We start from the raw sequence: 23177 nt of genomic DNA, 5'->3' as shown, positions 1-23177 counted from the left end.
ATCGTGCCTTGTTTTTCCACCATTGACTTTTTTCGGCAAAGGAGGAAAATACATAATGTTAATCCCTATGGTCATCGAGCAAACAAGCAGGGGCGAGCGCTCCTATGATATTTACTCGCGCCTCCTGAAAGACCGGATTATTCTCTTGGGCACCGAGATTGATGATGAAATCGCCAATCTTGTTGTTGCTCAGTTGCTTTTCTTGCAGGCAGAAGATCCGGACAAAGACATATCGCTATACATAAACTCTCCAGGTGGTTCTGTTACAGCAGGAATGGCCATCTATGACACCATGCAGTACATCAAACCGGATGTGTCCACGATTTGTGTGGGCATGGCTGCCAGCATGGGTGCTTTCCTGTTGGCTGCTGGTGCAAAAGGCAAGCGCTTCGCTCTGCCAAATGCCGAAGTAATGATTCACCAACCGCTCGGTGGTGTGCGTGGGCAAGCAGAAGACATCCGCATTCATGCGGAATGGATTATGAAAACAAAGCGCCAGCTAAATGAGATTTTGTCTGAGCGGACAGGTCAGCCTTATGAACGCGTAGAGCAAGATACAGATCGCGATAATTTCATGAGCGCAGAAGAAGCAAAGGCCTACGGATTGATTGACTCTATTATCGAACGCAAAAACTGACCCGTTGTGAGGTGAAGCGCATGTTTAAGTTTAACGACGACAAAGGCCAACTGAAGTGTTCCTTCTGCGGCAAGTCCCAGGAACAGGTGCGCAAGCTGGTAGCTGGTCCTGGTGTTTACATTTGTGACGAATGTATCGAACTGTGCAATGAAATTGTACAGGAAGAACTGGGCACTGAAGAAGAAATCGATATGAAAGAAATTCCAAAGCCAGTGGAAATTCGCAAAATCTTGGACGACTATGTCATCGGTCAAGATATGGCGAAAAAGTCCTTGTCTGTAGCGGTGTACAACCACTACAAACGGATTAATTCCGGGGCGAAGATCGAGGATGTGGAGCTGCAAAAATCCAACATCATGCTGATCGGTCCGACTGGTAGCGGAAAAACGTTGCTCGCGCAAACATTGGCGCGCATTCTGAATGTACCTTTCGCGATTGCGGACGCAACTTCTCTGACAGAGGCAGGCTATGTGGGTGAAGATGTTGAAAACATCTTGCTCAAGCTCATCCAGGCTGCTGACTATGATGTTGAGAAGGCTGAAAAAGGAATCATTTACATCGACGAGATTGATAAGGTAGCCCGCAAATCGGAAAACCCATCCATCACGCGTGATGTATCTGGTGAAGGCGTTCAGCAAGCGCTTTTGAAAATTTTGGAGGGGACCGTTGCGAGTGTGCCACCACAAGGCGGACGCAAGCATCCTCACCAAGAGTTCATCCAAATCGACACGTCGAACATTTTGTTCATCTGCGGCGGTGCATTTGATGGCGTCGAGCAGATTATCAAGCGTCGTTTGGGTAAAAAAGTCATCGGTTTCGGTGCAGACTTCGGCGATGGCGTAAAAGGCGATCTGAAAGCCGGAGAATACCTGAAATACATTTTGCCGGAAGACCTGCTGAAATTTGGTCTGATTCCGGAGTTCGTCGGTCGTTTGCCAGTGCTGGCTACCTTGGAGCCGCTGGATGAGGAGACGCTCGTGCGTATCCTGACAGAGCCGAAAAACTCTTTGGTGAAACAGTACCAAAAACTGCTGAGTCTCGACGGTGTTGAGCTGGAGTTCGATAACGGTGCGCTCATGCAAATCGCGAAAGAAGCGATTAAGCGCAACACTGGTGCGCGCGGCCTGCGTGCGATTATCGAACAAATCATGCTCGATATGATGTATGAGCTTCCTTCCAGAGAAGACGTCAACAAGTGCGTGATTACCGAAGAAACGGTACGCGACAAAGTGAAGCCACAGTTGTTGACCAAAGAAGGCCAGGAATTGCACGAAGAAACAGCATAAGTATTGTCTACACAAACCATCTCGTTATAAGCGAGGTGGTTTTTTTGTTGTTGGTTTACGTCTACGCTTGCGGGGCAATACTACTTGATATCGTTCAAGAGAAGCTTTACATATGCACAAAACGGTCAGGAACGTGTCCCCTCTCTTTGGGGGACAAAAGTTGACCGCAAGCGAAGACGCATGGGAGGGACTGCATATGGACTATACGACATTGGTCATTGCTGTCATTGAAGTGGTTGTTGGTATCGTGATCGGCACCTACTTTTGGAACTTGCTGCGAGCGCAGAGAAACACGAAAACCTCAACCGAAAAGGAATCGCGCAAGGATCTTGATTCCATTCGTAAAATGAGAATGGTTGCATTGACTGAGCCTCTGTCAGAGAGAACAAGACCAGCGACTTTGGAAGAAATTGTAGGACAAGAAGATGGGCTTCGTGCGTTGCGTGCTGCTTTGTGTGGTCCCAACCCACAGCATGTCATTATTTATGGACCGCCTGGTGTAGGCAAGACCGCAGCGGCTAGGGTCGTGCTGGAAGAAGCGAAGAAAAATCAGCTATCGCCGTTTTCTTCTGATGCCAAGTTTATTGAAATCGATGCGACGATTGCTCGTTTTGATGAGCGCGGGATTGCTGACCCGTTAATTGGCTCTGTACATGATCCTATTTATCAAGGGGCAGGCTCGCTTGGGCAGGCGGGAATTCCGCAGCCAAAGCCAGGCGCTGTGACGAAAGCGCACGGTGGCATGCTTTTTCTTGATGAAATAGGGGAACTTCATCCTGTGCAGATGAATAAGTTACTAAAGGTTCTTGAAGACCGTAAAGTCATGCTAGAGAGTGCTTACTACAGCGAGGAAAATAACCAAATTCCTTCGCATATTCATGACGTTTTCAAATATGGTTTGCCGGCAGACTTCCGCCTGGTTGGAGCGACGACAAGGCTACCAGAAGAACTGCCTGCTGCGCTTCGTTCCCGTTGCCTGGAAATCTTTTTCCGCCCATTGAAGGCTGGAGAAATTGGGAGTATCGTGCGTACGGCCGTGCCTAAAATGAATATGAATATGGAAGATGGTGCTGTTTCCGTGATCGAGCGCTACGCGACCAATGGACGTGAAGCGATCAATACACTGCAAATCGCTGCGGGAATTGCCTTGACGGAAGACCGCAATGACATCCAGGCTGCCGATGTGGAATGGGTGATGCACAGCAGTCAAAAATCGCCTCGCCCAGAAAAGCAGGTACATGATACACCGCAGGTCGGATTGGTCAACGGTCTTGCTGTGTACGGTCCGAACATGGGCAGTGTGATGGAGCTGGAAGTGACTGCTTCTCCCACCGCTGTTCCTGGTCAAGGTCGAATGGCGATGACAGGAATGGCTGAGGAAGAGGAGATGGGCAGCCGTAGCCGGACGATCCGCCGGAAGTCGATGGCAAAAGGATCGATCGAAAACGTTTTGACTGTCCTGAACAGAATGGGCGTCCGCCCGTATGATTACGATCTGCATATCAATTTTCCGGGAGGCATCCCTGTTGATGGGCCTTCTGCGGGCATTACCATTGCTACTGCGATCTACTCGGCGATTTTTAATCAGCCTGTCGATAATTTACTGGCCATGACTGGCGAAATCAGTATTCATGGGAAGGTAAAGCCAGTTGGAGGTGTAGTTGCGAAGGTAGAGGCCGCCAAACAAGCGGGAGCGACCAGAGTCCTCATTCCACAGGAAAACTGGCAAAGCATTTTTGCAGACATGAAAGGGATCGAGATCATACCAGTGTCAACTGTCACAGAGGTAATTGAGCTAGCTGTACCGCAAGCTACTATGCAAGAAGAAGAGGCGACGGGATTTACTTTGCAAATTCCGGCAGAGGATCTCGCTTCCTCTCCGCTATCCCTGTAACAGTCGGGTATGCTCGCAGATTAGACATCGGATTGTGTTTGCGCTACAATGGAAAAAAGCTTCTGCTTGCAAAGAGCCTGAGGCCTTGCCCGGCCTGAAACGAGCTCCACAAAAAATGATTGCGAGATCTTTTTTGTCTCGTTTTTTGGGGCCGGGCGGGCGTTTGAAAAACGGCTTTGAGGGCCGTTTTTGTCTGTTATAAGGCTCTTTGTAAGAGGGTAGATCAACAAGGAGAGGTGCATCCGCTTGGGCGAACGTTCCGGTAAACGAGAATTACCGCTTCTCCCGTTGCGAGGATTGCTTGTTTATCCGACAATGGTACTCCATTTGGACGTTGGACGGGAAAAGTCCATCCGCGCATTGGAGCAAGCCATGGTAGACGATAACAAGATTTTGCTTGCGACACAGGAAGAGGTCCATATAGAAGAGCCAGATGCTGAGCAAATTTACAGTATTGGTACCGTTGCGCGTGTGAAACAAATGCTGAAGCTGCCGAATGGGACAATCCGTGTATTGGTAGAAGGCTTGCAACGCGCGAAGATCGAGGAGTATCTTCAACAGGAAGATTATTTCGTCGTGTCGATTACATATTTGCAAGATGAAAAAACAGAGCAAAACGAAGTGGAAGCATTAATGCGTTCCTTGCTGGGCCACTTTGAGCAGTACATCAAGCTGTCCAAAAAGGTTTCTCCAGAGACGCTAACCTCTGTGCAGGACATTGAGGAACCGGGACGTTTGGCAGATGTGATTGCTTCGCATTTGCCACTTAAGATGAAGGACAAACAGGAAATTTTGGAGACGACCAACATCAAGGAACGTCTCGAAATTCTTTTAACCATTTTGAACAACGAGCGCGAAGTACTAGAGCTGGAGCGCAAGATCGGCAACCGCGTGAAGAAACAGATGGAGCGCACGCAAAAGGAATATTACCTGCGTGAGCAAATGAAAGCTATCCAAAAAGAGCTGGGCGACAAGGACGGACGTCAAGGTGAAGTAGATGAGCTGCGTGCTCAGCTCGAAAAATCGGATGCTCCTGAGCGGATCAAAGCGAAGATCGAGAAGGAGCTCGAGCGTCTGGAAAAGATGCCGGCGACTTCTGCGGAAGGCTCAGTCATCCGTACGTATATCGATACATTGTTTGCACTGCCGTGGGCGAAGACGACCGAAGACAATCTGGATATTCATCATGCACAGCAAGTTCTCGATGAAGATCATTACGGCTTGGATAAACCGAAGGAGCGCGTCTTGGAGTATTTGGCAGTACAAAAGCTGGTAAACTCCATGCGTGGACCAATCCTTTGTCTGGTAGGCCCTCCGGGTGTCGGGAAAACATCTCTGGCCCGTTCCGTAGCGCGTGCAATCGGGCGCAATTTCGTTCGCATTTCCTTGGGTGGAGTACGCGATGAAGCAGAAATTCGCGGACACCGCCGCACGTATGTAGGTGCTCTCCCAGGACGAATCATACAAGGAATGAAGCAAGCAGGTACGATTAATCCTGTCTTTTTGCTGGATGAGATCGACAAGCTCGCGTCCGATTTCCGTGGAGACCCTGCTTCTGCGCTGCTCGAAGTACTCGATCCAAACCAAAATGATAAATTCAGTGACCACTATATCGAAGAGACCTATGATTTGACGAACGTCATGTTTATTACGACAGCAAACAGTCTCGATACGATTCCGCGTCCGCTCTTGGACCGGATGGAGGTCATCTCGATTTCCAGCTATACCGAATTGGAAAAGCTGAACATTTTGCGTGATTACCTCTTGCCGAAGCAACTGCAGGATCACGGTCTGGGCAAAGATAAGCTGAAAATGAACGACGATGCGATGCTGAAGCTCGTTCGTTTGTACACGCGAGAAGCGGGTGTTCGCAACCTCAATCGCGAAGCAGCTAATGTATGCCGCAAAGCTGCCAAGCTGATCGTGAGCGGGGAGAAGAAGCGTGTCGTGGTTACGGTAAAGACATTGGAGGCACTGCTCGGCAAACCGCGCTACCGCTATGGACTGGCGGAGAAAAAAGATCAAGTCGGCTCTGTTACGGGTCTGGCTTGGACACAAGCAGGTGGAGATACGCTGAATGTAGAAGTCAGCATTTTGCCTGGAAAAGGTAAGCTCACCCTGACGGGGAAACTGGGTGACGTCATGAAGGAATCTGCGCAGGCTGCGTTTAGCTATATTCGCTCCCATGCAGATCAGTGGGGAATTGATCCGTCCTTCCACGAGAAGAACGATATCCACATCCATTTTCCAGAAGGGGCGATTCCAAAAGACGGTCCTTCTGCTGGGATTACCATGGCAACCGCACTCGTATCCGCCCTGACGAAAATCCCTGTGAAAAAAGAAGTGGGGATGACCGGGGAGATTACATTGCGAGGTCGGGTACTGCCAATTGGCGGGCTGAAAGAAAAATGCATGTCTGCTCACCGTGCAGGTTTAACCACAATCATTTTGCCAAAAGACAACGAGAAGGATATCGAGGATATCCCGGAGAGCGTACGCGGTGAACTGTCATTCTATCCAGTTGACCATTTAGATGAAGTGCTGCGTCACGCGCTAACTAAACAGCCAGTAGGTGACAAAGCATGAAAGTAACATCATCAGAGTTTATTATCAGCGCGGTTGGACCGAAGCAGTATCCTACGGATGGTCTCCATGAGATCGCGCTGGTAGGACGCTCTAACGTAGGAAAATCATCATTGCTCAATAAAATGATGAACCGCAAAGGGCTTGCCCGGATCAGTTCTCGTCCGGGTAAAACCCAGACATTGAACTATTTCCGTGTCAATCAAATGCTCTACTTCGTTGACTTCCCGGGTTATGGGTATGCAAAGGTAGCGAAGACGATCAAGGAACAATGGGGAAAAATGATCGAGGGCTATTTGAAAAACCGGAAAGAGCTTCGCTTCATTATTCAACTGGTCGATATTCGCCATGCTCCGAGTAAAGACGATATTGCGATGTACGATTGGTGCAAGCAAATCGGGATCCCTACCGTAGTCGTAGCGACGAAAGGTGATAAAATCGCTCGCGGGCGTTGGCTACAGCATACGAAGATCATCCGTCAAAGCCTGAATTTGCGCGGGGATGATACGATCATTGTATTTTCCTCGGAGACAGGTCAAGGCAAGGATGAACTGTGGGCAGAAATCATGCGTCGTATCCGTGCTGGCGAGGAAATGGCCAGGGAGACGGCTGCCAAGGCTGAGGAGACTGCTCCAGCCAATGAGTAATTCTTAGACCCAATTCGTCGTGGGGAAGGGAGCATCTGAGTGAGCGGGAGTGCTTGCTTTGCTGTACGTGGTGTGATCGAAGGCTTCTATGGAACACCTTGGACACATGAAGAGCGGCTGGATATGATCGACTTTTTGCACCGACATGATTACAACGCGTATTTCTACGCTCCAAAAGATGACGAGTATCTGCGGGAACGCTGGATGGAGCCGCTCCCTACAAAAGCCAATCAACAGTTAGAAGAGTTGATCCAGCGGGCAAAGACTCGCAACATGCAGTTTATTTATTGTCTGGGTCCTGGGCTCAGCATGGAATATACGAATCGTCAGCACTTGGAGCTATTAGGCAGGAAGTATCGGGATTTGTATGATCGTGGTGTGCGTTACTTTGCGCTATTGTTTGATGATATCCCCATGCATCTGTTGCATGAGAAGGATGTAGCCGAGTTCGCCCATTTGGCGGAGGCGCATGCCCAGACGACGCTTTATGTGTGGGATTTGATACGGAGCTGGGGCGAACCAGTCAAGTTGGTTGTCTGTCCTACACAATACAACGGGATTGGAAAAGAAGCGTACATCATGTACCTCGGCCAGCATCTGCCGTCAGAAATCGATTTGTTCTGGACGGGACGATTCGTCTGCTCGCCTTACCTGACGGATGGTGATGCCATTCGCTTTCATGAGTCTACGGGTCATCAGCCATTTTATTGGGACAACTACCCGGTGAATGATTTGGCCATGGCGAATGAACTACATATCGGTCCATTGCGTCACCGCGATCCTGACCTGTGGCAATACGCAGCAGGCTATGTGGCGAATGCGATGTCTAGACCAGAATGCTCGAAGATTCCTTTGATTACGACGGCAGCTTATTTGCGAGATCCGATCGGCTACGATCCTGATACGGTATGGAAACAAGCCGTAGAGGAAGTAGCGGGACAAAAGGATGCAGATGCTTTCTTTACCTTTGCCGATAATGTGCAAAGCTCGTTTTTATGCGAGGTGGAATCGCCGCGATTGCTAGAAGCGATCCTGACCTTCCGCTTTCATTTTTTGCAGGGAGATCGGCAAAAGGCCATTGCTGACTTGACGGCCCTTTTTCAGAAGATGGAGGCGTCGGCAGACAAGCTGTTGGCAGGGATGACGAATCAGAAGCTTGCAGAAGAAACGAGGCCGTGGGTGGAGAAGTTCCATCTGTGGACAAAGGTCGGTCTGTCGGCAGTCGCTCTCATTGATCAGGGGACAAGAGGGCGACTTCCACAAGCAGCGTATCACTTGCTCCGGCTCAAACAGTGGCTCAAAAGAACGGAACGTTACCCGCAAGAAGTGTGCGGACCGGTCATGCAGCTTTTTGTGGATGCCGTAATGCTAGAGGTCAAGAAGAGCTCATAAAAAAAGTTCCTTTCCCGCAGGGGAGAAGGAACTTTTTTGCTTTTTCGCATCAGGCGGATTCACGACTCTCATTTGGTTTTCTCTGACGGAAATTCCGCAACCATTCTTGAATCGGCAGTTCAGCGAGAATCATGCCGGTGAAAATCAGGAGACATCCGGTCAGCTGTCTTCCATTCAATACTTCATGAATAAACACGTAGGAGGTGATTGCAGCAAAAACGGGCTCCAAAGCGAAAATGAGAGCGACCCGCGTCGAGCTGGTTTGTTTTTGCAAGGCCGTCTGCGCGAGAAAGGCCAGTGCCGTAGCGAAAATAGAAGTGACGATCAAACCAAAGGCCACCTCTGGGATGAACAAGATCGTCGGATCAAAAGCACGACTCCAATCCTCAAAGAAAAAGGCGTACAGCCAGCTCATAACAGCTACCGTGCCTAATTGCGTAATGGCAAGGGGCAATGCTGCAAAACGAGGTGCGTATTTGCCGGTAGAGACGATTTGCATAGCGAAGCAGATTGCACCGAAGAATACCAGGGCATCACCGAGATTAAAGGAGAACGACTGGCTCTGTGTCAGCAAATACAAGCCGAACGCTGCTAGAATCACGCCGACGATAGCGAGAGGTTTGACACGCTCACGCAAGAGCAAAAATGAGAAGAGCGGTACCAATACGACGGCTAAACCTGTGATAAAGCCAGCTTTGGACGGCGATGTATACAAAAGTCCTACGGTCTGAAAGGCATATCCCAGACAGAGCCAAAAACCGAGGATGATGCCTGCACGAAGCAGTGGCCCTCTCCATTCAGAGTTCTGCCCACGATAACGATTGCGGATGAAATAGATGATCAGTAAAAATAACGCAGCAATGGTAAAGCGTACGGCGTTAAACGTATTGGGAGGCAGCGATGCGATTGCCTGCTGTACGATCAAAAACGTAGTTCCCCAGATAACTGCGACGAGGAGCAGCGTTATGTCTGCCATCCAAGGTTTTCTCAAAGCTTCTTTTCTCTCCTTTCTGACATTTTCGCAATTTTTCTTCTGTTTTCATGTATAGCCGACATCATAAGGGATTCCCGGACGGAACGCAAGCGGATTATAAAGGATATACCCAAAGTGCACTCCGTTAAAAAACTTTTCACAATTACTCCTATCCGATTCGGGACATAATGATATAATAATAGTGCATTTTACATATGCCGCTAACAGGTTTGTTATTCTGGGAGGACATTATGGATATTCTTTTGCTGGGTCTAAACTATAAAACAGCTCCTGTCGAAATTCGCGAAAAGTTTACATTCAGCGACGATGGGACAGCACGCGCTCTTCATCTTCTCTCCCAGACGAAGAGTATCGCAGAATGTATCATCCTGGGGACGTGCAACCGGACGGAAATCTACGTTGTTTGCGACCAGGCGAATATTGGCCGAGACTATTCCCGCCGTTTTTTGGCTGAATGGTTCGGCGTGGAGAAAGAACAATTTAAGGATCATCTCTATATAAAAGAGAACGAACAAGCAATCGAGCACTTGTTCCGAGTCTCTTCTGGTCTTGATTCGATGGTAATGGGAGAAACACAAATCCTCGGACAAGTCCGGGATGCGTTCTTGTTGGCGCAGGAGAGTCAAACGACAGGGACCGTCTTCAACACCTTGTTCAAGCAAGCGATTACGTTCGCCAAGCGTGCTCATACAGAGACAGCGATTGGGCAAAATGCGGTTTCTGTCAGCTACGCTGCTGTCGAACTGGGGAAAAAGATTTTCGGTTCCTTCGCAGGGAAGTCTGTCCTGATCGTAGGAGCGGGAAAAATGAGCGAGCTGACTGCCAAGCACCTGCACGCAAATGGATCGGAACACGTCATGGTAGCGAATCGTACATTGGAGCGAGCGCAGCTTTTGGCAGAAAAGTTCAAGGGTGACTCCTGTACGATGGAGCAGTTGCCAGAGGCACTGCTCACAGCAGACATCGTCATCAGCTCGACCGGAGCGACAGGTTATGTCCTCGGCAAAAAAGAACTGGCTCCGATCATGAAACAAAGGAAGCATCGTCCGTTGTTCATGGTGGATATCGCAGTTCCTCGCGACCTGAATCCTGACTTGCATGATCTGGATAACGTATTTTTATATGATATTGACGATCTCGAAGGCATCGTTGCGAGTAACGTTGCGGAACGTTCTCGTGAAGCGGAACGTCTGGATGTCATGATTCAAGAAGAGATCGTGGCATTCACGACCTGGTACCAAACGCTTGGCGTGGCGCCAATCATCGCTGCACTGCGTGACAAGGCAAACACGATCCAAAGCGAAGCGATGCGAAAAATCGAAAACAAGCTGCCGAATTTATCTGAGCGGGAGATGCACATCATCCGCAAGACAACCAAGGGTATTGTCAATCAACTGTTGCACGATCCGGTCGTGCGTTTAAAAGAAATGGCAGCTACCAAAGATGGGGAAGAAGTACTGGATATTTTCGAGAAAATGTTTGCGTTGGAGGAGATCCTGGAGCGAAAAGAACAGGAAGCAATCTGGGCTAACGATAAAAATAAACAGACATCTTCTTCTCGGGAGCAGGTATTGGCTTCCCGGTTCCCTGAATAAGCTGACCTGACAATCTATCTGCTACTGTTAGAAACCGATTGGGAAAGTGGGGGAGAGAGTGCATGGCCGAGGTGAGATGGATCTACGACTTGACGATCTTTCTCTACGCTGCAAGTGTTCTCTTCTATTTTAACGACTTCTTGCAAAGCAACCGGAAAGTCAATCGTCTGGCTTTCGGGTTGCTTGTTGTCGTTTGGGCCTTGCAAACCGCATTTTTTGTCTCGCAAGCAGTCATGAAGGGGTATTTTCCAGTCATTACGTTGTTTGAGACGCTCTTTTTTTATTCATGGGTGCTGGTAGGCTTGTCGCTTGCCATTCACTATTTTTTTCGGATTGATTTACTGGTTTTTTTTACTAATATTATTGGGTTCGTCGTGCTCGTCATGTCGATGTTTTTGCCGGAAACGCCGATTGAGGCTGTATCGAGCATCTTGACCTCTGAGCTATTGTTGACGCATGTGACACTGGCTATGTTCAGCTACGGGGCGTTCTCGCTCTCCATGATCTTCTCGGCCATGTACTTGCTTCAGCACAAAATGCTCAAAGAAAGACGCTGGTCGCCGTTGCTCAGGCGATTGCCTAGCCTCGATCAACTGGAAGGCTACGCGTACCGAATGAACATGCTGGGTGTACCGATGCTCTTGCTCTCGATTGTATTAGGGATCATTTGGGGTAAAATGGTTTTGCCGGAGAAATTTTTGTTTGACTCCAAAGTAGTGCTCTCCGTGCTGGTTCTTGCGATTTATTCGCTGTGGCTGTACCAACGCTATCGGGATACGGTGCAGATGCGCAGACTCGCGCAGTGGAACGTCCTGGCGTTTTTGTTACTGCTTATCAATTTTTTAGGCTTCACTACTTCTACATTTCACGACTGGTGGTAGGGGCTGTTCATCAAGGAGGCTGTCATGGGAAAATGGAAAGTGGGAACGCGTCGCAGCAAATTGGCGCTCACCCAAACGAAATGGGTCGTAGAAAAACTGAAGGGGTTCGCACCTGAAGCTGATTTTGAATTGCATGAAATCGTGACAAAAGGCGATCGAATCCTCGATGTGACCTTGTCCAAAGTAGGCGGAAAAGGGTTGTTTGTCAAAGAAATCGAGCAATCCTTGTTCGATAAGGAAACCGATTTTGCGGTACACAGCTTGAAGGATATGCCGGCTGAATTGCCAGAGGGCTTGGTAATCGGTGCGATCCCGAAGCGTGTTGATCCTCGGGATGTTCTGCTTTCCAAGGACGGTAAGACGTTGGATGAATTGCCGCAAGGAGCTTTGGTAGGAACCAGTAGCTTGCGCCGCTCTTCACAAATTCTCGCACATCGCCCTGACATTCAGATCGAATCTCTGCGTGGAAATATTGATACGCGCATGGGTAAGCTAGCGGAAGGTAATTTTGATGCGATCATCCTCGCTGCGGCTGGACTTGAGCGCGTGAATTTTGAAGGAAACATCTCGCAGTTCCTGCCTGTTGAAATCAGCTTGCCAGCAGTCGGTCAAGGAGCCCTTGCCATCGAATGCCGTGCAGACGATGAGGAGACACTCGCTCTCTTGAAGCAGTTTGATGACGCACCGACGCGTTTAGCGGTAACAGCAGAGCGCAGCTTCCTGCATAAACTGCAAGGCGGCTGTCAGGTGCCGATTGGCGCATATGCGACAGTTGGAGAGAACAATGAAATTACTATGACGGGAATGGTTGGCTCCCCAGATGGGAAGCAAATGTTCAAAAACACGGCGACTGGCCAAGATCCGTTAGCGCTGGGCATTCAAGTGGCGGAAGCCCTCCTGGCGCAGGGAGCGGGAGAAGTACTTGCGCAAGTATTGCGGGAGAATGAGCAATGATTGTCCACGGATCGCACAAGCCGCTGACTGGCAAGTGCATCATGGTCACGCGGGCAAGAAGTCAAGTTCGCGAGCTCGTTGAACATATCGAGCGGTTAGGGGGAGAAGCGTACGCATTTCCCCTGTTAAAAATGATGCCGCCGACGGACACTGCCAAGCTCGACGAAGCCATCACCCAGTTGCCAACATACGACTGGGTGGTCTTCACGAGTGTGAATGGCGTACGCTTCTTCTTGGAGCGAATGCGTGAGGTCGGGGTAGGACTCGAAGCGTTCACTGGCAAAATTGCTGCGGTCGGTCCGAAGACGGCCAAGGCGCTTGAACATCACGGGCTCGAAGTAGCTGTCATCCCGTCTGATTACGTGGCGGAAGGCTTGTTGTCGAGCTTGTATGATCAGCTGCTTCCTGGTCAGCGTGTTCTGTTGCCTCGTGCAGATATTGCCCGCAAGGCACTGCCAAAGGAGCTGGCTCGTTTGGGGCTTGCTGTGACAGAGGTAGACGTGTATCACACTGTCATTGATGCAGAGCAGGCTCCAGATGCAGCGGAAAAGCTACAACAAGGTCTTATCGATATCATCTTGTTTACCAGCTCTTCAACGGTGACGCATTTCATGGCAGCGATGGAGTCCTATGCATCGTTTGACTGGCTCAAGCACGTTCAGATAGCCTGTATCGGACCAATCACGGCAGATACAGCAAGACAAAACGGGCTTTCTGTTCATGCGGTAGCGAGTGAGTACACCGTGGAAGGCTTACTAGCAGCTATCATAGAGAATCTGGGAGGGAATGGACATGGTACAAACATTTGACCGTCATCGCCGTCTTCGCAAAAGTGCGGCTATGCGCAATTTGGTGCGGGAGAACCACGTACGGGTGGAAGACTTGATTTATCCGTTGTTCGTAGTGGAAGGAACCGGTATTAAGAATGAGATTCCGTCCATGCCAGGCGTGTATCAGCTCTCCTTGGACACTTTGGCCGAAGAGATGAAGGAAATCGTAGCTCTGGGAATTCAAGCTGTTTTGATGTTTGGGGTACCAACACATAAAGACGCATGCGGAACAGAGGCGTACAATGATGATGCGATTACCCAACAGGCGATGCGTCTGATTAAGGAAGCCCATCCGGAAATGATCGTGATTGCAGATACATGCCTGTGTGAATACACCGATCATGGACACTGTGGTGTCATTCACGAAGACGAAGTCGTGAATGACGAAACATTGAAGCTTTTGGGTCAGACCGCCGTTTCCCAAGCAAAAGCCGGAGCAGACATTATCGCTCCTTCCAATATGATGGACGGTTTCGTGATTGCAATCCGTGAAGCTTTGGACGAGGCTGGTTTTGAGCACATTCCGATCATGTCCTATGCGGTGAAATACGCTTCTGCTTTCTACGGGCCATTCCGCGATGCGGCAGGCTCGACTCCACAATTCGGCGATCGCAAAAGCTATCAAATGGACGCGGCCAATGCACGTGAAGGTCTGCGCGAAGCAGCTTCCGATGTAAAAGAGGGAGCGGACTTCTTGATCGTGAAGCCAGGTCTTGCCTTCATGGACATGGTTCTTCGTCTGCGTGAGAACTTCAACCTGCCGATCGTGGCTTACAATGTGAGTGCAGAGTATTCCATGGTAAAAGCGGCAGCTCTGAATGGTTGGATCGATGAAGAGCGTATCGTTATGGAAACATTGGTTGGCTTCAAACGTGCAGGTGCAGATTTGATCATTACGTACCATGCAAAAGATGTTGCAAAATGGCTGGCGAGGTGAGCATGAGATGAATAGAGAAAAATCTACTCAGTTATTTGCAGAAGCACAGCATTACATACCAGGCGGAGTAAACAGTCCGGTTCGTGCCTTTAAGAGCGTCGGAGGCAATCCAGTTTACATTGCAAAAGGAGAAGGCTCCCGCATTTTTGATGTGGATGGAAACAGCTATATTGACTACATCGGCTCGTGGGGTCCATTGATCTTGGGCCATGCACATCCGCGTGTCCTTGCAGCGATTACGGAAGTAGCTGCGCTTGGAACTAGCTTCGGCGCACCTACTGAGCGGGAAACAGAAATGGCAAAGCTCGTTTGTGAGATCGTGCCATCTGTAGAAGTCGTGCGCATGGTGAACTCCGGTACAGAGGCAACGATGAGCGCTCTACGCCTCGCGCGTGGTTATACCAGACGCAATAAAATCATGAAGTTCGAAGGCTGCTACCATGGTCATGCCGACAGCCTGTTGATCAAAGCTGGCTCTGGTGTGGCTACACTAGGACTCCCAGACAGCCCAGGTGTACCTGAAGGAACAGCACACAACACGATTACGGTTCCTTACAATGATCTGGAAAGCGTCAAACTGGCATTTGAAGCGTTTGGCGATGATCTGGCAGCTGTTATTGTGGAGCCAATCGGCGGCAACATGGGGGTTGTTCCTCCACAGCCAGGCTTCCTCGAAGGACTGCGTGAAATTACAGAGAAACATGGGACACTGCTGATTTTCGATGAAGTCATGACTGGCTTCCGTGTAGCATTGGGCGGTGCACAAGAGCTGTACGGCATTACTCCGGATTTGACCACGATGGGGAAAGTCATCGGGGGTGGCTTGCCAGTAGGTGCATACGGCGGCAAACGTGAGATCATGCAGCAAGTAGCTCCTGCAGGCCCGATCTATCAGGCAGGGACGCTGTCGGGTAATCCTTTGGCGATGGCAGCAGGCTTGACTACCTTGCAAGAGCTCAGCAAACCAGGCGCATACGAACGCTTGGAGAAGATGTCCGCTCGTTTGGCTGAAGGCTTGGCTGACAATGCCAAGAAGCTGGGCATTCCGCACACGCTCAATCGCGTAGGTTCCATGGTTTGCCTGTTCTTTACAGAGACGCCAGTTATCAACTACGAAACAGCGAAATCATCCGATCTGGAGCGTTTCTCGGCGTACTTTAGCTATCTGCTGGAGGAAGGCATCATGATCCCGCCGTCCCAGTTTGAGGGTATGTTCGTTTCCTTGGCTCATACCGATGAAGATATCGAACGTACGATTGAAGCAAGCTTCAAAGCGATGAAAAGAGCGTTTGAATAAAGAATGAAAAGAAGAAAGCACTTCCTTGCTGATGCAGGAGGTGCTTTTTTTGATTTTTTGCAGGATTTTTCCACCCCTTGTCAAAATACGAAGGAAAATGCAGATGAATGAGGTGGAGACATGGAAGGGACGATCATTCACGTACCGCAAAAGCATCTGGTTGGCCTTAGCTTCTCTGGTTCGTTTCCTATGCTAGTGGAATACATGCCGAAGCTGTGGGAGACTTTTTTGAAGCGCCAGGATGAGATTTCTCTCGTGATTTCACCAGATGTTCGTTACGACATCAGCAACGAGAATCGGACGTACCAAATGTATACCGAGTACATTGTGGTGGAAGTGGAGCGTTTCGAGCGTATCCCTGAGGGCATGCTCGGGTTCACGATTCCAGAGAGGACATACGCCCGCTTTACCCATACAGGGCCTATGGAACAGGTGCAAAATTCATACCACGGCCTGTTTGGCTGGCTCAACGAGAATGGCCATCAGGTGGACGAGCAAGCTCTGCGCATGGAGCGCTACGATCAACGGTACGTTCCCTCTGTGCATGAGTCTGCTCGGGTCGACAATGCGTATGAAATTTTTATTCCGCTTCGGTAAAAAAAAAAGAAAACAACACCGCTCATTGCAAGCAAGAGGTGTTGTTTTTGATGTCAATCTATTTGCTTGTCCAGGAAACGTGCTAGTTCACCCATGACAGACTGTAGCACTTGAAGGGAATCATCGACGTAGAGATCAACATCGAGGGAGTGCTTGGCGTTTGGCGGGAGATGTAGCTGCATGTTTGGTTTGGATGTGGCAAGTTGATCAACCACGCCCTGATTGTAGTAATGATCGGCGGTGCCTGAGACGAGAAATACCTGTTGGGTAAGAGTTAGCAATTCCGTATGGAACACTTCCTCAGTCAGCAATGGCGTCAATAAGATTGCAGATGAACGGGCAAAACGAGATTCCTTGAGCAATCCGCAGGTAATCGGCACTGTACCGAGTGACTTCCCGAGGAAGAAAACTCGTTCGTATTCGTACACATCCAGCACATGTGAGACAACCGTTTGCATCTCCTCGCTGATCCAAGCACTTCGTTTGGCGAATGAGCTATTCCAAAAATCCGCATTGTCTCGTCCATACTCTGCGTGTACATAGACGAGATCGAACTGTTTGCTCAAAAAAAGCATGGTAGAATAATACAGATAAGGCCTGTCGAACGAATAGCTGGCTCCGGGAAAGAAAAAACAGACGGAGCGAGATGGCGTCTGACTTGCCTGAATGTGCGTATACGCCATTTCTCTCCCGTCCCTGACGATCACGGAACCTGTTTTTGGGTATACCATCTACATGTGCACCTCTTTCATGTTCTTTTGAACAGGGTTATTTTCCAATCGTAAGGGTAAGTAGCACTTGTTGACAAGAAGTAACCAAACAATAAAGGAGTATGATTCGATGAAAAAGGAAGTCCAACTGAGTAACGGCATCAAAATAGCCTATGTAGAAGAAGGAACAGCAGAATCGCTTGTTTTGATCCACGGTTTTTGCGGGAGCTCATCTTACTGGCATAAGCTAGTGCCGCTCCTGTCTAAAACGCATCGTGTCATTGCGATCGATTTGCGTGGTCATGGAAATAGCTCGGCCCCTGATGAACCGTATTCGATGGAGCGCTTTGCAGACGATCTGGCTTTGTTTGTAGATGAGCTGGGTTTAGCGAAGATTCATCTGTTTGGACATTCGCTCGGTGGCTATGTGACCTTGTCTTTTGCAAATCAATACGCGGACAAGCTGGCGAGCTTTGGCTTGATCCATTCGACGCCATATCCGGATGACGACGCTGCCAAGGCTAACCGGGATAAAGGAGCCCAGAGTATTCGGGAGAATGGTATGGAGCCTTTTATCAAAGCACTCATCCCGAAGCTGTTCGCACCTTTGCATATCGAATCGATGAGAGAAGAAGTCCAGCTGGCAAAAGAGATTGGCTTTGCGACGAGCCCGATTGGAGCCATCCAAACACTTGGCGCCATGCGTGATCGAGTAGATCGCAATCATGTGCTGCAAGAAACGACTTTACCTGTGCTATTAGTCGCAGGAACAGAGGACCAGATCATTCCTGCAGAAAAAACTTTTACAGTGGATAGAAATAGCGTCGAGCAAGTGCTGCTGCCTGATGTTGGGCATATGGGCATGGTCGAAGCGCCAGAGAAAATGGCTGAAGCATTGGGGAGCTTTCTCAACAAAAAGTAACAAAATCACACCATAGTCCTAGCAAATTTTGCTATAATGAAAACGTTATCCTATTTATTTATACATAGACGAGAGGGGAAATTATCATGAAAAAGGCACGTCGGATTACGATGACGGCGTTTGCATCTATCGTTTTTGCATCGCTGATGTCTTCCTCAGCATTTGCAGCACCATTGCATCCCGTACAGCACGCTGACTGGATGGTGAAAAAGGCAATTGTATCAGCGGGTCAAAATGGCGATCTTGCTCTGGATCGTGCTGTGACTCTCGCGGAAGCTACTGTTGTTTTCTCCAAATTGAAAGAAGTAAAAGTGGGAGCTGCCGCTAAAGGTGCTCATTGGTCTGCTCCTTACTTCGACTGGGCAAAGAGCCAAGGTGCTCTCACACAAGACGACTATAAAAACCCTGCGCAAGTGGTAACATCTGCTAAGCTGACACAAATGGCTGACAAACTGGGCTACAAAATGAAGCTCGACAACAAAGCGACGGTAACGCGCGGTGAATTTTTCCAAGCATTGGGTGATGCGGCTACCACGCATGTAACGATTGCACACACCAACGATACACATGGTCATATTCAAGAAGACAAGAACCAAAAAGAATTCGGCTTTGCCAAAATCGCAACTTTACTCAAGGAATGGCGTGCAGAGAACGAAAACTTCTTGCTCTTGGACGCTGGTGATACCTTCCAAGGTACCGTTTTCGTGAACCAATTCAAAGGCGAGTCTGTTATTCCAATCCTCAACAGCCTCGACTACAACGTAATGGCTGCCGGTAACCACGAGTTTGACTTCGGTTATGAGCAATTGCTCAAGCTGCGTGACATGCTCGAGCATCCAGTCATCTCTGCTAACGTGTTCAAGGCAGATGGAAAAGAATTGCTGCCACCTATTTTCAAAGCAGAGATTGGCGGGAAGAAATTCGCCTTTGTTGGTTTCGTAGCGGAAGACACACCTGTATTGACTCACCCTGACAACGTAAAAGGGCTGACATTTAAAAATCCGGTAGAAGTGGCGAAAGTACTTGTACCTGAGCTGAAAAAAGAAGTAGATCACGTGATTGTTGTTTCCCATATCGGAGTGAACGTAGACCGTGAAATCGCGAAAAACGTTCCTGGCATTGACCTGATTGTTGGTGGTCACTCCCATACTCCGCTGAAAGCACCTGAACTCGTAAACGGCACGTACATCGTACAAGACTGGGAGTACGGCAAGTCTCTCGGACGCGCTGACCTCTACTACCTCGGCAAAGAATTGGTAGCATTCAGCGGCGGTTTGAAAGAGTACGATGAAGCAGTTGTGGCTGATCCAGAAGTAGATAAGATGGTAAAAGAAATCGTGGGCAAGATCGATACGGTAATGAATGTTGTCATTGCGAAATCCGAAGTGCCACTCGATGGTGACCGTGCACTGGTACGTACGAAAGAAACAAACGTAGGTAACCTGATCACAGATATCATGTTGGAGCGCACGAAGTCGATCAAAGGCTATGAAGCAGATGTAGCACTTGCTAACGGCGGTGGAATTCGTACACAGCTGCCAGCAGGCGATATCACGAAAAAAGGTCTGTACACGCTCCTGCCATTCGAGAATAATACACTGGCAGTCGTAGAAGTAACAGGCGAAGAGCTGAAGAAAGCCCTCGAAAACGGCGTAAGCCAGGTAGAAGAGGGAGCAGGACGCTTCCCGCAAGTGAGCGGCATGAGCTTCACGTACAACCCATCCAAGCCAGCTGGCGAGCGCGTAGTAGAAGTAAAAGTTGGCGACAAGCCGCTTGACCTGACCAAAACGTATAAATTGGCAACGATCGACTTCCTGGCAGCAGGTGGAGATGGTTACGAATCGTTGAAAAAGCCATTCTTCAACACAGGATTGTCCATGTACAGCATTGTGGAAGAAGGCTTGGTCAAGCGTAAAACTGTCAATCCAAAAGTAGAAGGCCGCATTGTTGAAGCAAAATAAGGTTTGACCGGACAGGGATGGAGAAAAACCTCCCTGTCCATTTTTTACGCAGTCGCAGCTCCTTGGCATGCTGCGAAAAAGAGGTTTTGTTATTATGAAGTACCTTGCAATATATAGTAGCAATTTGGTAAGCTTTGACATGGGTGATGTTGATGAACGTACAGTTTAAAAAAGGGGTTCTGGAGCTGTGTGTTCTCGTCTTGACAGCTAAGCAGGACAGATACGGCTACGAACTGGTTGCGAGCATCTCGGAAAAATTCCATATCTCTGAAGGAACGGTTTACCCCTTACTTCGCCGTTTGACCCAGGAAGGATTTTTTACGACCTATTTGGCGGAATCACAAGAGGGACCCCCACGGAAATATTACCAGCTGACAAATCGCGGTCGTCAATACATGAATGACCTCGTCTTGGAGTGGCGAATATTTAACCGCGGGGTAAATGAGATCATAGAGGAGGGACTCGGATATGACAAGGCGTGAGTTTATGGATGAGTTAAATGCTTTGCTTAGCGCTTTGCCTGATAAAGAGCGCTTAGACATCCTTGCCGATTATACAGAGCATTTTCTCTTAGGAATGAAACAAGGGAAGACGGAGGTTGAAATTGCAGAAGGATTGGGGAGTCCGAAGCTAGTGGCACGTGAACTTTTGGCTGGCTACCGAATTGATCAAGCACAGTCCAACGTATCCGTAGGGAATATGACGCGAGCGATTGTCGCGACGATCAGCTTGGGATTTTTCAATCTCGTCTTCGTTTTGGGGCCATTTTTAGGCCTGATTGGTATACTGATGGGGTTGTATGCAATGACTGCGGCGCTTTTGGTCGCCCCAGTCGGAATATTCTTGGATTACGGGATTCCTGCCCCTTCTCAAGAGCGACTTTTCTTGTTGTTCTCCAGCATGGTTTCCGTAGGATTGGGCGGAATGTTTGCCATCGGCTTGCTGCGATTGACGAAATGGCTGTATCGCCAGTTCTTGCGTTATCTCCAGTTCAACGTGAAGATGATCAGGGGGAAATGAGATGAGAAATTTGGGGAAAAGACTCTTTGGAATCAGTCTTCTTTTGTTCATCATCGGTGTATGTGGAATCATCTGGCTCTTTACGAAGCAAGAAAATTTCTCATTTTCGTTAAAACAAGTCAATGAAGAGCACATGATCGAACAAGAGGTAAAAGCGATTGAGTTGCTGACGGAAACGGCTGATGTGGAAATCATGGCAAGCAAGCAACCAAAAGCGAGTGTACGGATGGTCGGGGAAGTATCCGAACAACAGCAGGAGCGACTGGAGTTTCGGAGTGTAGTCTCACAAGATGGTACGCTACTCGTAGAACTGCGTGAACGTCCTCACGTCAATATGTTTTATCCTCGCAACGGGAAGGTAAAGCTGGAGCTCTTCCTACCCGAAAAAGTATATGAGCGCGTCCAGCTTGAAACGATGACAGGGGATATCAAGAGCGGAATGCTGCATGCAAAGAACACGAAAATATCCAGCAGCAATGGAGATGTGGACGTGTTGGGCTATGAAGGAGAAGCGCTTAACGTCCAGACAGCTACAGGAGATATCAATCTGGCAAATGTTCGCTCGGCCGTTACAATTGAAAGCTCTACAGGCGAGATTGATAAACTGACAATGCCAGAGTTAACCCATGACGTATCTATTCGAACGGATACGGGGGATATTCGAGTGACAGTAGCCAAGGAGCCTGCTGCAGCACAGCTGGAAGTAACGACAGATACAGGAGGCATCGAAACCACCTGGTCTAACCTTACTTATGAAAAGAACGAGGAATACAAAGTGAAGGCATCGATTGGATCAGGTGGACCCAAAATGACGGTGCGAAGTTCTACCGGGGACGTTCGCATTCAATAGGAGAAGTTTGGAAACACTGATGGATAGGATTGGAAACGGAAGAAACGAAAAGATTTTGACACAAAAGAGACATTACTTGTCGAATGACGAATGGTATCATATTGAAGGAAACATAATTGTGCAAAGCGAGGTTTATTCATGACCGCAAAAACTTTTAACGATACGTTTTTGAAAGCATGTCGCGGTGAAGCGACAGAGCATGTTCCAGTCTGGTACATGCGTCAGGCAGGGCGTTATCAGCCAGAATACCGCGCCATCCGCGCGAAGCATAGCTTTTTTGAAATGAACTACATACCGGAAGTTTGCGCGGAAGTGACACGTCTGCCCGTTGAGCAATTGGGCGTTGACGCTGCAATCTTGTTTGCAGACATCATGACGCCACTAAAACCGATTGGCGTGGATGTGAATATCGAATCTGGCATTGGTCCTGTAATCGCAAACCCAATCGAATCCTTGAAGGATGTTGAGCGTCTGCTTGAGCTCGATCCGGAAACACATGTGCCGTACATTCTTGAGTCCATTAAGATTTTGCGTCAGCAATTATCTGTTCCATTAATCGGTTTCGCGGGTGCACCGTTTACACTGGCTAGCTATTTGATCGAAGGTGGCCCTTCCAAGCACTATCATAAGACAAAAGCATTCATGTATACCGAGCCAGTTGCTTGGCAGGCGCTGATGGAAAAACTGGGCGATATGACGATCACCTACCTCAAAGCGCAAATTAAAGCAGGCGCGCAAGCTGTGCAAGTATTTGATTCGTGGGTCGGTGCATTGAATGACGAAGATTACCGCGAGTACATTACACCAGTTATGACGCGTATCTTCAACGCACTAAAAGATACTGGCGTGCCAACGATCTATTTTGGTATCGGCGCTGGTCATCTTTTGATGGATTGGAACCGCTTGCCTGTTGATGTGGTTGGTCTGGACTGGCGTACTTCGATTACGACTGCTCGTGAGATGGGTGTGACGAAGACGCTGCAAGGCAATTTGGACCCAACGCTGCTATTGGCTCCTTGGGAGAAGCTTGAAGCGAAGGCGAAGGAAATTTTGGATGAAGGCACAAAACAACCAGGCTTCATTTTTAACCTGGGACACGGCGTATTCCCTGACGCCAAAGTAGAAACGCTGCAACAACTGACGAAGTTCATCCATAGTTACAAAAGGGACGTCTAATCAGGAGGGGCGCT

General features: G+C 48.8%; 21 protein-coding genes. 19 read left to right on the top strand and 2 right to left on the bottom strand.

Annotated features, from left to right (window positions below; genetic code table 11):
- Positions 1–55 precede the first annotated feature (55 nt).
- From clpP to POF51_RS21680, 6 genes are all read left to right on the top strand, one after another.
- Positions 56–637: an ATP-dependent Clp endopeptidase proteolytic subunit ClpP gene (gene clpP / locus POF51_RS21705; protein ID WP_007722241.1), complete on the top strand. Its 582-nt coding sequence runs from the start codon at positions 56–58 to the stop codon at positions 635–637.
- 20 nt (positions 638–657) lie between these two features.
- Entirely contained in the window at positions 658–1923 is a 1266-nt protein-coding gene (gene clpX / locus POF51_RS21700) for an ATP-dependent protease ATP-binding subunit ClpX (RefSeq protein WP_007722243.1), read from the top strand.
- Between the two features lie 196 nt (positions 1924–2119).
- Positions 2120–3817: an ATP-dependent protease LonB gene (lonB, locus tag POF51_RS21695; protein WP_069850608.1), complete on the top strand. Its 1698-nt coding sequence runs from the start codon at positions 2120–2122 to the stop codon at positions 3815–3817.
- Between the two features lie 246 nt (positions 3818–4063).
- On the top strand, positions 4064–6403 hold the full coding sequence (gene lon / locus POF51_RS21690) for an endopeptidase La (protein ID WP_271756039.1): 2340 nt from the start codon (positions 4064–4066) through the stop codon (positions 6401–6403).
- Positions 6400–7047, top strand: a complete 648-nt coding sequence (gene yihA, locus POF51_RS21685; protein WP_017247498.1) for a ribosome biogenesis GTP-binding protein YihA/YsxC — start codon at positions 6400–6402, stop codon at positions 7045–7047. Before lon ends, yihA begins: the two co-directional genes overlap by 4 nt.
- Positions 7048–7086: 39 nt before the next feature.
- On the top strand, positions 7087–8439 hold the full coding sequence (locus POF51_RS21680) for a protein O-GlcNAcase (protein WP_069850603.1): 1353 nt from the start codon (positions 7087–7089) through the stop codon (positions 8437–8439).
- Between the two features lie 49 nt (positions 8440–8488).
- Here POF51_RS21680 and POF51_RS21675 read toward each other — a convergent pair whose 3' ends face one another.
- Positions 8489–9430: a DMT family transporter gene (locus tag POF51_RS21675; protein WP_318533232.1), complete on the bottom strand. Its 942-nt coding sequence runs from the start codon at positions 9428–9430 to the stop codon at positions 8489–8491.
- A gap of 233 nt (positions 9431–9663) precedes the next feature.
- Between POF51_RS21675 and hemA the strand changes: the two genes are divergently transcribed.
- The 7 genes from hemA to POF51_RS21640 all read left to right on the top strand — a co-directional run bounded on the left by hemA (position 9664) and on the right by POF51_RS21640 (position 16524).
- A complete protein-coding gene (hemA, locus tag POF51_RS21670) occupies positions 9664–11028 on the top strand; it encodes a glutamyl-tRNA reductase (RefSeq protein WP_069850598.1) in 1365 nt (454 codons plus the stop codon).
- 62 nt (positions 11029–11090) lie between these two features.
- Positions 11091–11909, top strand: coding sequence for a cytochrome C assembly family protein (locus POF51_RS21665; RefSeq protein ID WP_017247503.1), 819 nt, complete (start codon positions 11091–11093; stop codon positions 11907–11909).
- 24 nt (positions 11910–11933) lie between these two features.
- Positions 11934–12863: a hydroxymethylbilane synthase gene (gene hemC / locus POF51_RS21660; protein WP_069850596.1), complete on the top strand. Its 930-nt coding sequence runs from the start codon at positions 11934–11936 to the stop codon at positions 12861–12863.
- A complete protein-coding gene (locus tag POF51_RS21655) occupies positions 12860–13672 on the top strand; it encodes a uroporphyrinogen-III synthase (RefSeq protein ID WP_069850594.1) in 813 nt (270 codons plus the stop codon). The genes hemC and POF51_RS21655 overlap by 4 nt, the downstream gene beginning before the upstream one ends.
- Positions 13656–14630, top strand: a complete 975-nt coding sequence (gene hemB / locus POF51_RS21650; RefSeq protein WP_069850592.1) for a porphobilinogen synthase — start codon at positions 13656–13658, stop codon at positions 14628–14630. The genes POF51_RS21655 and hemB overlap by 17 nt, the downstream gene beginning before the upstream one ends.
- A 7-nt stretch (positions 14631–14637) precedes the next feature.
- On the top strand, positions 14638–15927 hold the full coding sequence (hemL, locus tag POF51_RS21645) for a glutamate-1-semialdehyde 2,1-aminomutase (protein ID WP_017247507.1): 1290 nt from the start codon (positions 14638–14640) through the stop codon (positions 15925–15927).
- 120 nt (positions 15928–16047) lie between these two features.
- Complete coding sequence (locus POF51_RS21640; protein WP_069850590.1) at positions 16048–16524, top strand: GyrI-like domain-containing protein; 477 nt, start codon at positions 16048–16050, stop codon at positions 16522–16524.
- A gap of 53 nt (positions 16525–16577) precedes the next feature.
- Here POF51_RS21640 and POF51_RS21635 read toward each other — a convergent pair whose 3' ends face one another.
- Positions 16578–17255 carry a hypothetical protein gene (locus POF51_RS21635; RefSeq protein WP_069850588.1) on the bottom strand — a complete coding sequence of 226 codons (678 nt, stop codon included), beginning with the start codon at positions 17253–17255 and terminating at the stop codon, positions 16578–16580.
- 109 nt (positions 17256–17364) lie between these two features.
- Here POF51_RS21635 and POF51_RS21630 point away from each other — a divergent pair, with 109 nt between their 5' ends.
- The 6 genes from POF51_RS21630 to hemE all read left to right on the top strand — a co-directional run bounded on the left by POF51_RS21630 (position 17365) and on the right by hemE (position 23163).
- Positions 17365–18156: an alpha/beta fold hydrolase gene (locus POF51_RS21630; protein WP_069850586.1), complete on the top strand. Its 792-nt coding sequence runs from the start codon at positions 17365–17367 to the stop codon at positions 18154–18156.
- 86 nt (positions 18157–18242) lie between these two features.
- Positions 18243–20117, top strand: a complete 1875-nt coding sequence (locus tag POF51_RS21625) for a bifunctional metallophosphatase/5'-nucleotidase (protein WP_271756035.1) — start codon at positions 18243–18245, stop codon at positions 20115–20117.
- Positions 20118–20269: 152 nt separating this feature from the next.
- On the top strand, positions 20270–20599 hold the full coding sequence (locus POF51_RS21620; RefSeq protein WP_017247513.1) for a PadR family transcriptional regulator: 330 nt from the start codon (positions 20270–20272) through the stop codon (positions 20597–20599).
- A complete protein-coding gene (locus POF51_RS21615) occupies positions 20586–21137 on the top strand; it encodes an HAAS signaling domain-containing protein (RefSeq protein WP_069850581.1) in 552 nt (183 codons plus the stop codon). The genes POF51_RS21620 and POF51_RS21615 overlap by 14 nt, the downstream gene beginning before the upstream one ends.
- Position 21138: 1 nt before the next feature.
- Positions 21139–21987, top strand: a complete 849-nt coding sequence (locus tag POF51_RS21610) for a DUF4097 family beta strand repeat-containing protein (protein WP_069850579.1) — start codon at positions 21139–21141, stop codon at positions 21985–21987.
- A 138-nt stretch (positions 21988–22125) separates the two neighbouring features.
- The gene (gene hemE, locus POF51_RS21605; protein ID WP_069850577.1) at positions 22126–23163 is read left to right on the top strand and encodes a uroporphyrinogen decarboxylase; all 1038 of its coding nucleotides are present in this window, start codon (positions 22126–22128) and stop codon (positions 23161–23163) included.
- Positions 23164–23177 lie beyond the last annotated feature (14 nt).

The sequence above is a fragment of the Brevibacillus sp. AG genome (assembly GCF_028369215.1).
Lineage (GTDB): Bacteria > Bacillota > Bacilli > Brevibacillales > Brevibacillaceae > Brevibacillus > Brevibacillus porteri.
This window is presented reverse-complemented; position numbering and strand designations above follow the sequence as displayed.

Excerpts from the sequence above, each read along its gene's own strand:
- clpP (WP_007722241.1), top strand. The coding sequence starts at position 56 with ATGTTAATCCCTATGGTCATCGAGCAAACAAGCAGGGGCGAGCGCTCC.
- clpX (WP_007722243.1), top strand. The coding sequence starts at position 658 with ATGTTTAAGTTTAACGACGACAAAGGCCAACTGAAGTGTTCCTTCTGC.
- lonB (WP_069850608.1), top strand. The coding sequence starts at position 2,120 with ATGGACTATACGACATTGGTCATTGCTGTCATTGAAGTGGTTGTTGGT.
- yihA (WP_017247498.1), top strand. The coding sequence starts at position 6,400 with ATGAAAGTAACATCATCAGAGTTTATTATCAGCGCGGTTGGACCGAAG.
- hemA (WP_069850598.1), top strand. The coding sequence starts at position 9,664 with ATGGATATTCTTTTGCTGGGTCTAAACTATAAAACAGCTCCTGTCGAA.
- POF51_RS21665 (WP_017247503.1), top strand. The coding sequence starts at position 11,091 with ATGGCCGAGGTGAGATGGATCTACGACTTGACGATCTTTCTCTACGCT.
- hemC (WP_069850596.1), top strand. The coding sequence starts at position 11,934 with ATGGGAAAATGGAAAGTGGGAACGCGTCGCAGCAAATTGGCGCTCACC.
- POF51_RS21655 (WP_069850594.1), top strand. The coding sequence starts at position 12,860 with ATGATTGTCCACGGATCGCACAAGCCGCTGACTGGCAAGTGCATCATG.
- hemB (WP_069850592.1), top strand. The coding sequence starts at position 13,656 with ATGGTACAAACATTTGACCGTCATCGCCGTCTTCGCAAAAGTGCGGCT.
- hemL (WP_017247507.1), top strand. The coding sequence starts at position 14,638 with ATGAATAGAGAAAAATCTACTCAGTTATTTGCAGAAGCACAGCATTAC.
- POF51_RS21640 (WP_069850590.1), top strand. The coding sequence starts at position 16,048 with ATGGAAGGGACGATCATTCACGTACCGCAAAAGCATCTGGTTGGCCTT.
- POF51_RS21635 (WP_069850588.1), bottom strand. The coding sequence starts at position 17,255 with ATGGTATACCCAAAAACAGGTTCCGTGATCGTCAGGGACGGGAGAGAA.
- POF51_RS21630 (WP_069850586.1), top strand. The coding sequence starts at position 17,365 with ATGAAAAAGGAAGTCCAACTGAGTAACGGCATCAAAATAGCCTATGTA.
- POF51_RS21625 (WP_271756035.1), top strand. The coding sequence starts at position 18,243 with ATGAAAAAGGCACGTCGGATTACGATGACGGCGTTTGCATCTATCGTT.
- POF51_RS21620 (WP_017247513.1), top strand. The coding sequence starts at position 20,270 with ATGAACGTACAGTTTAAAAAAGGGGTTCTGGAGCTGTGTGTTCTCGTC.
- POF51_RS21615 (WP_069850581.1), top strand. The coding sequence starts at position 20,586 with ATGACAAGGCGTGAGTTTATGGATGAGTTAAATGCTTTGCTTAGCGCT.
- POF51_RS21610 (WP_069850579.1), top strand. The coding sequence starts at position 21,139 with ATGAGAAATTTGGGGAAAAGACTCTTTGGAATCAGTCTTCTTTTGTTC.
- hemE (WP_069850577.1), top strand. The coding sequence starts at position 22,126 with ATGACCGCAAAAACTTTTAACGATACGTTTTTGAAAGCATGTCGCGGT.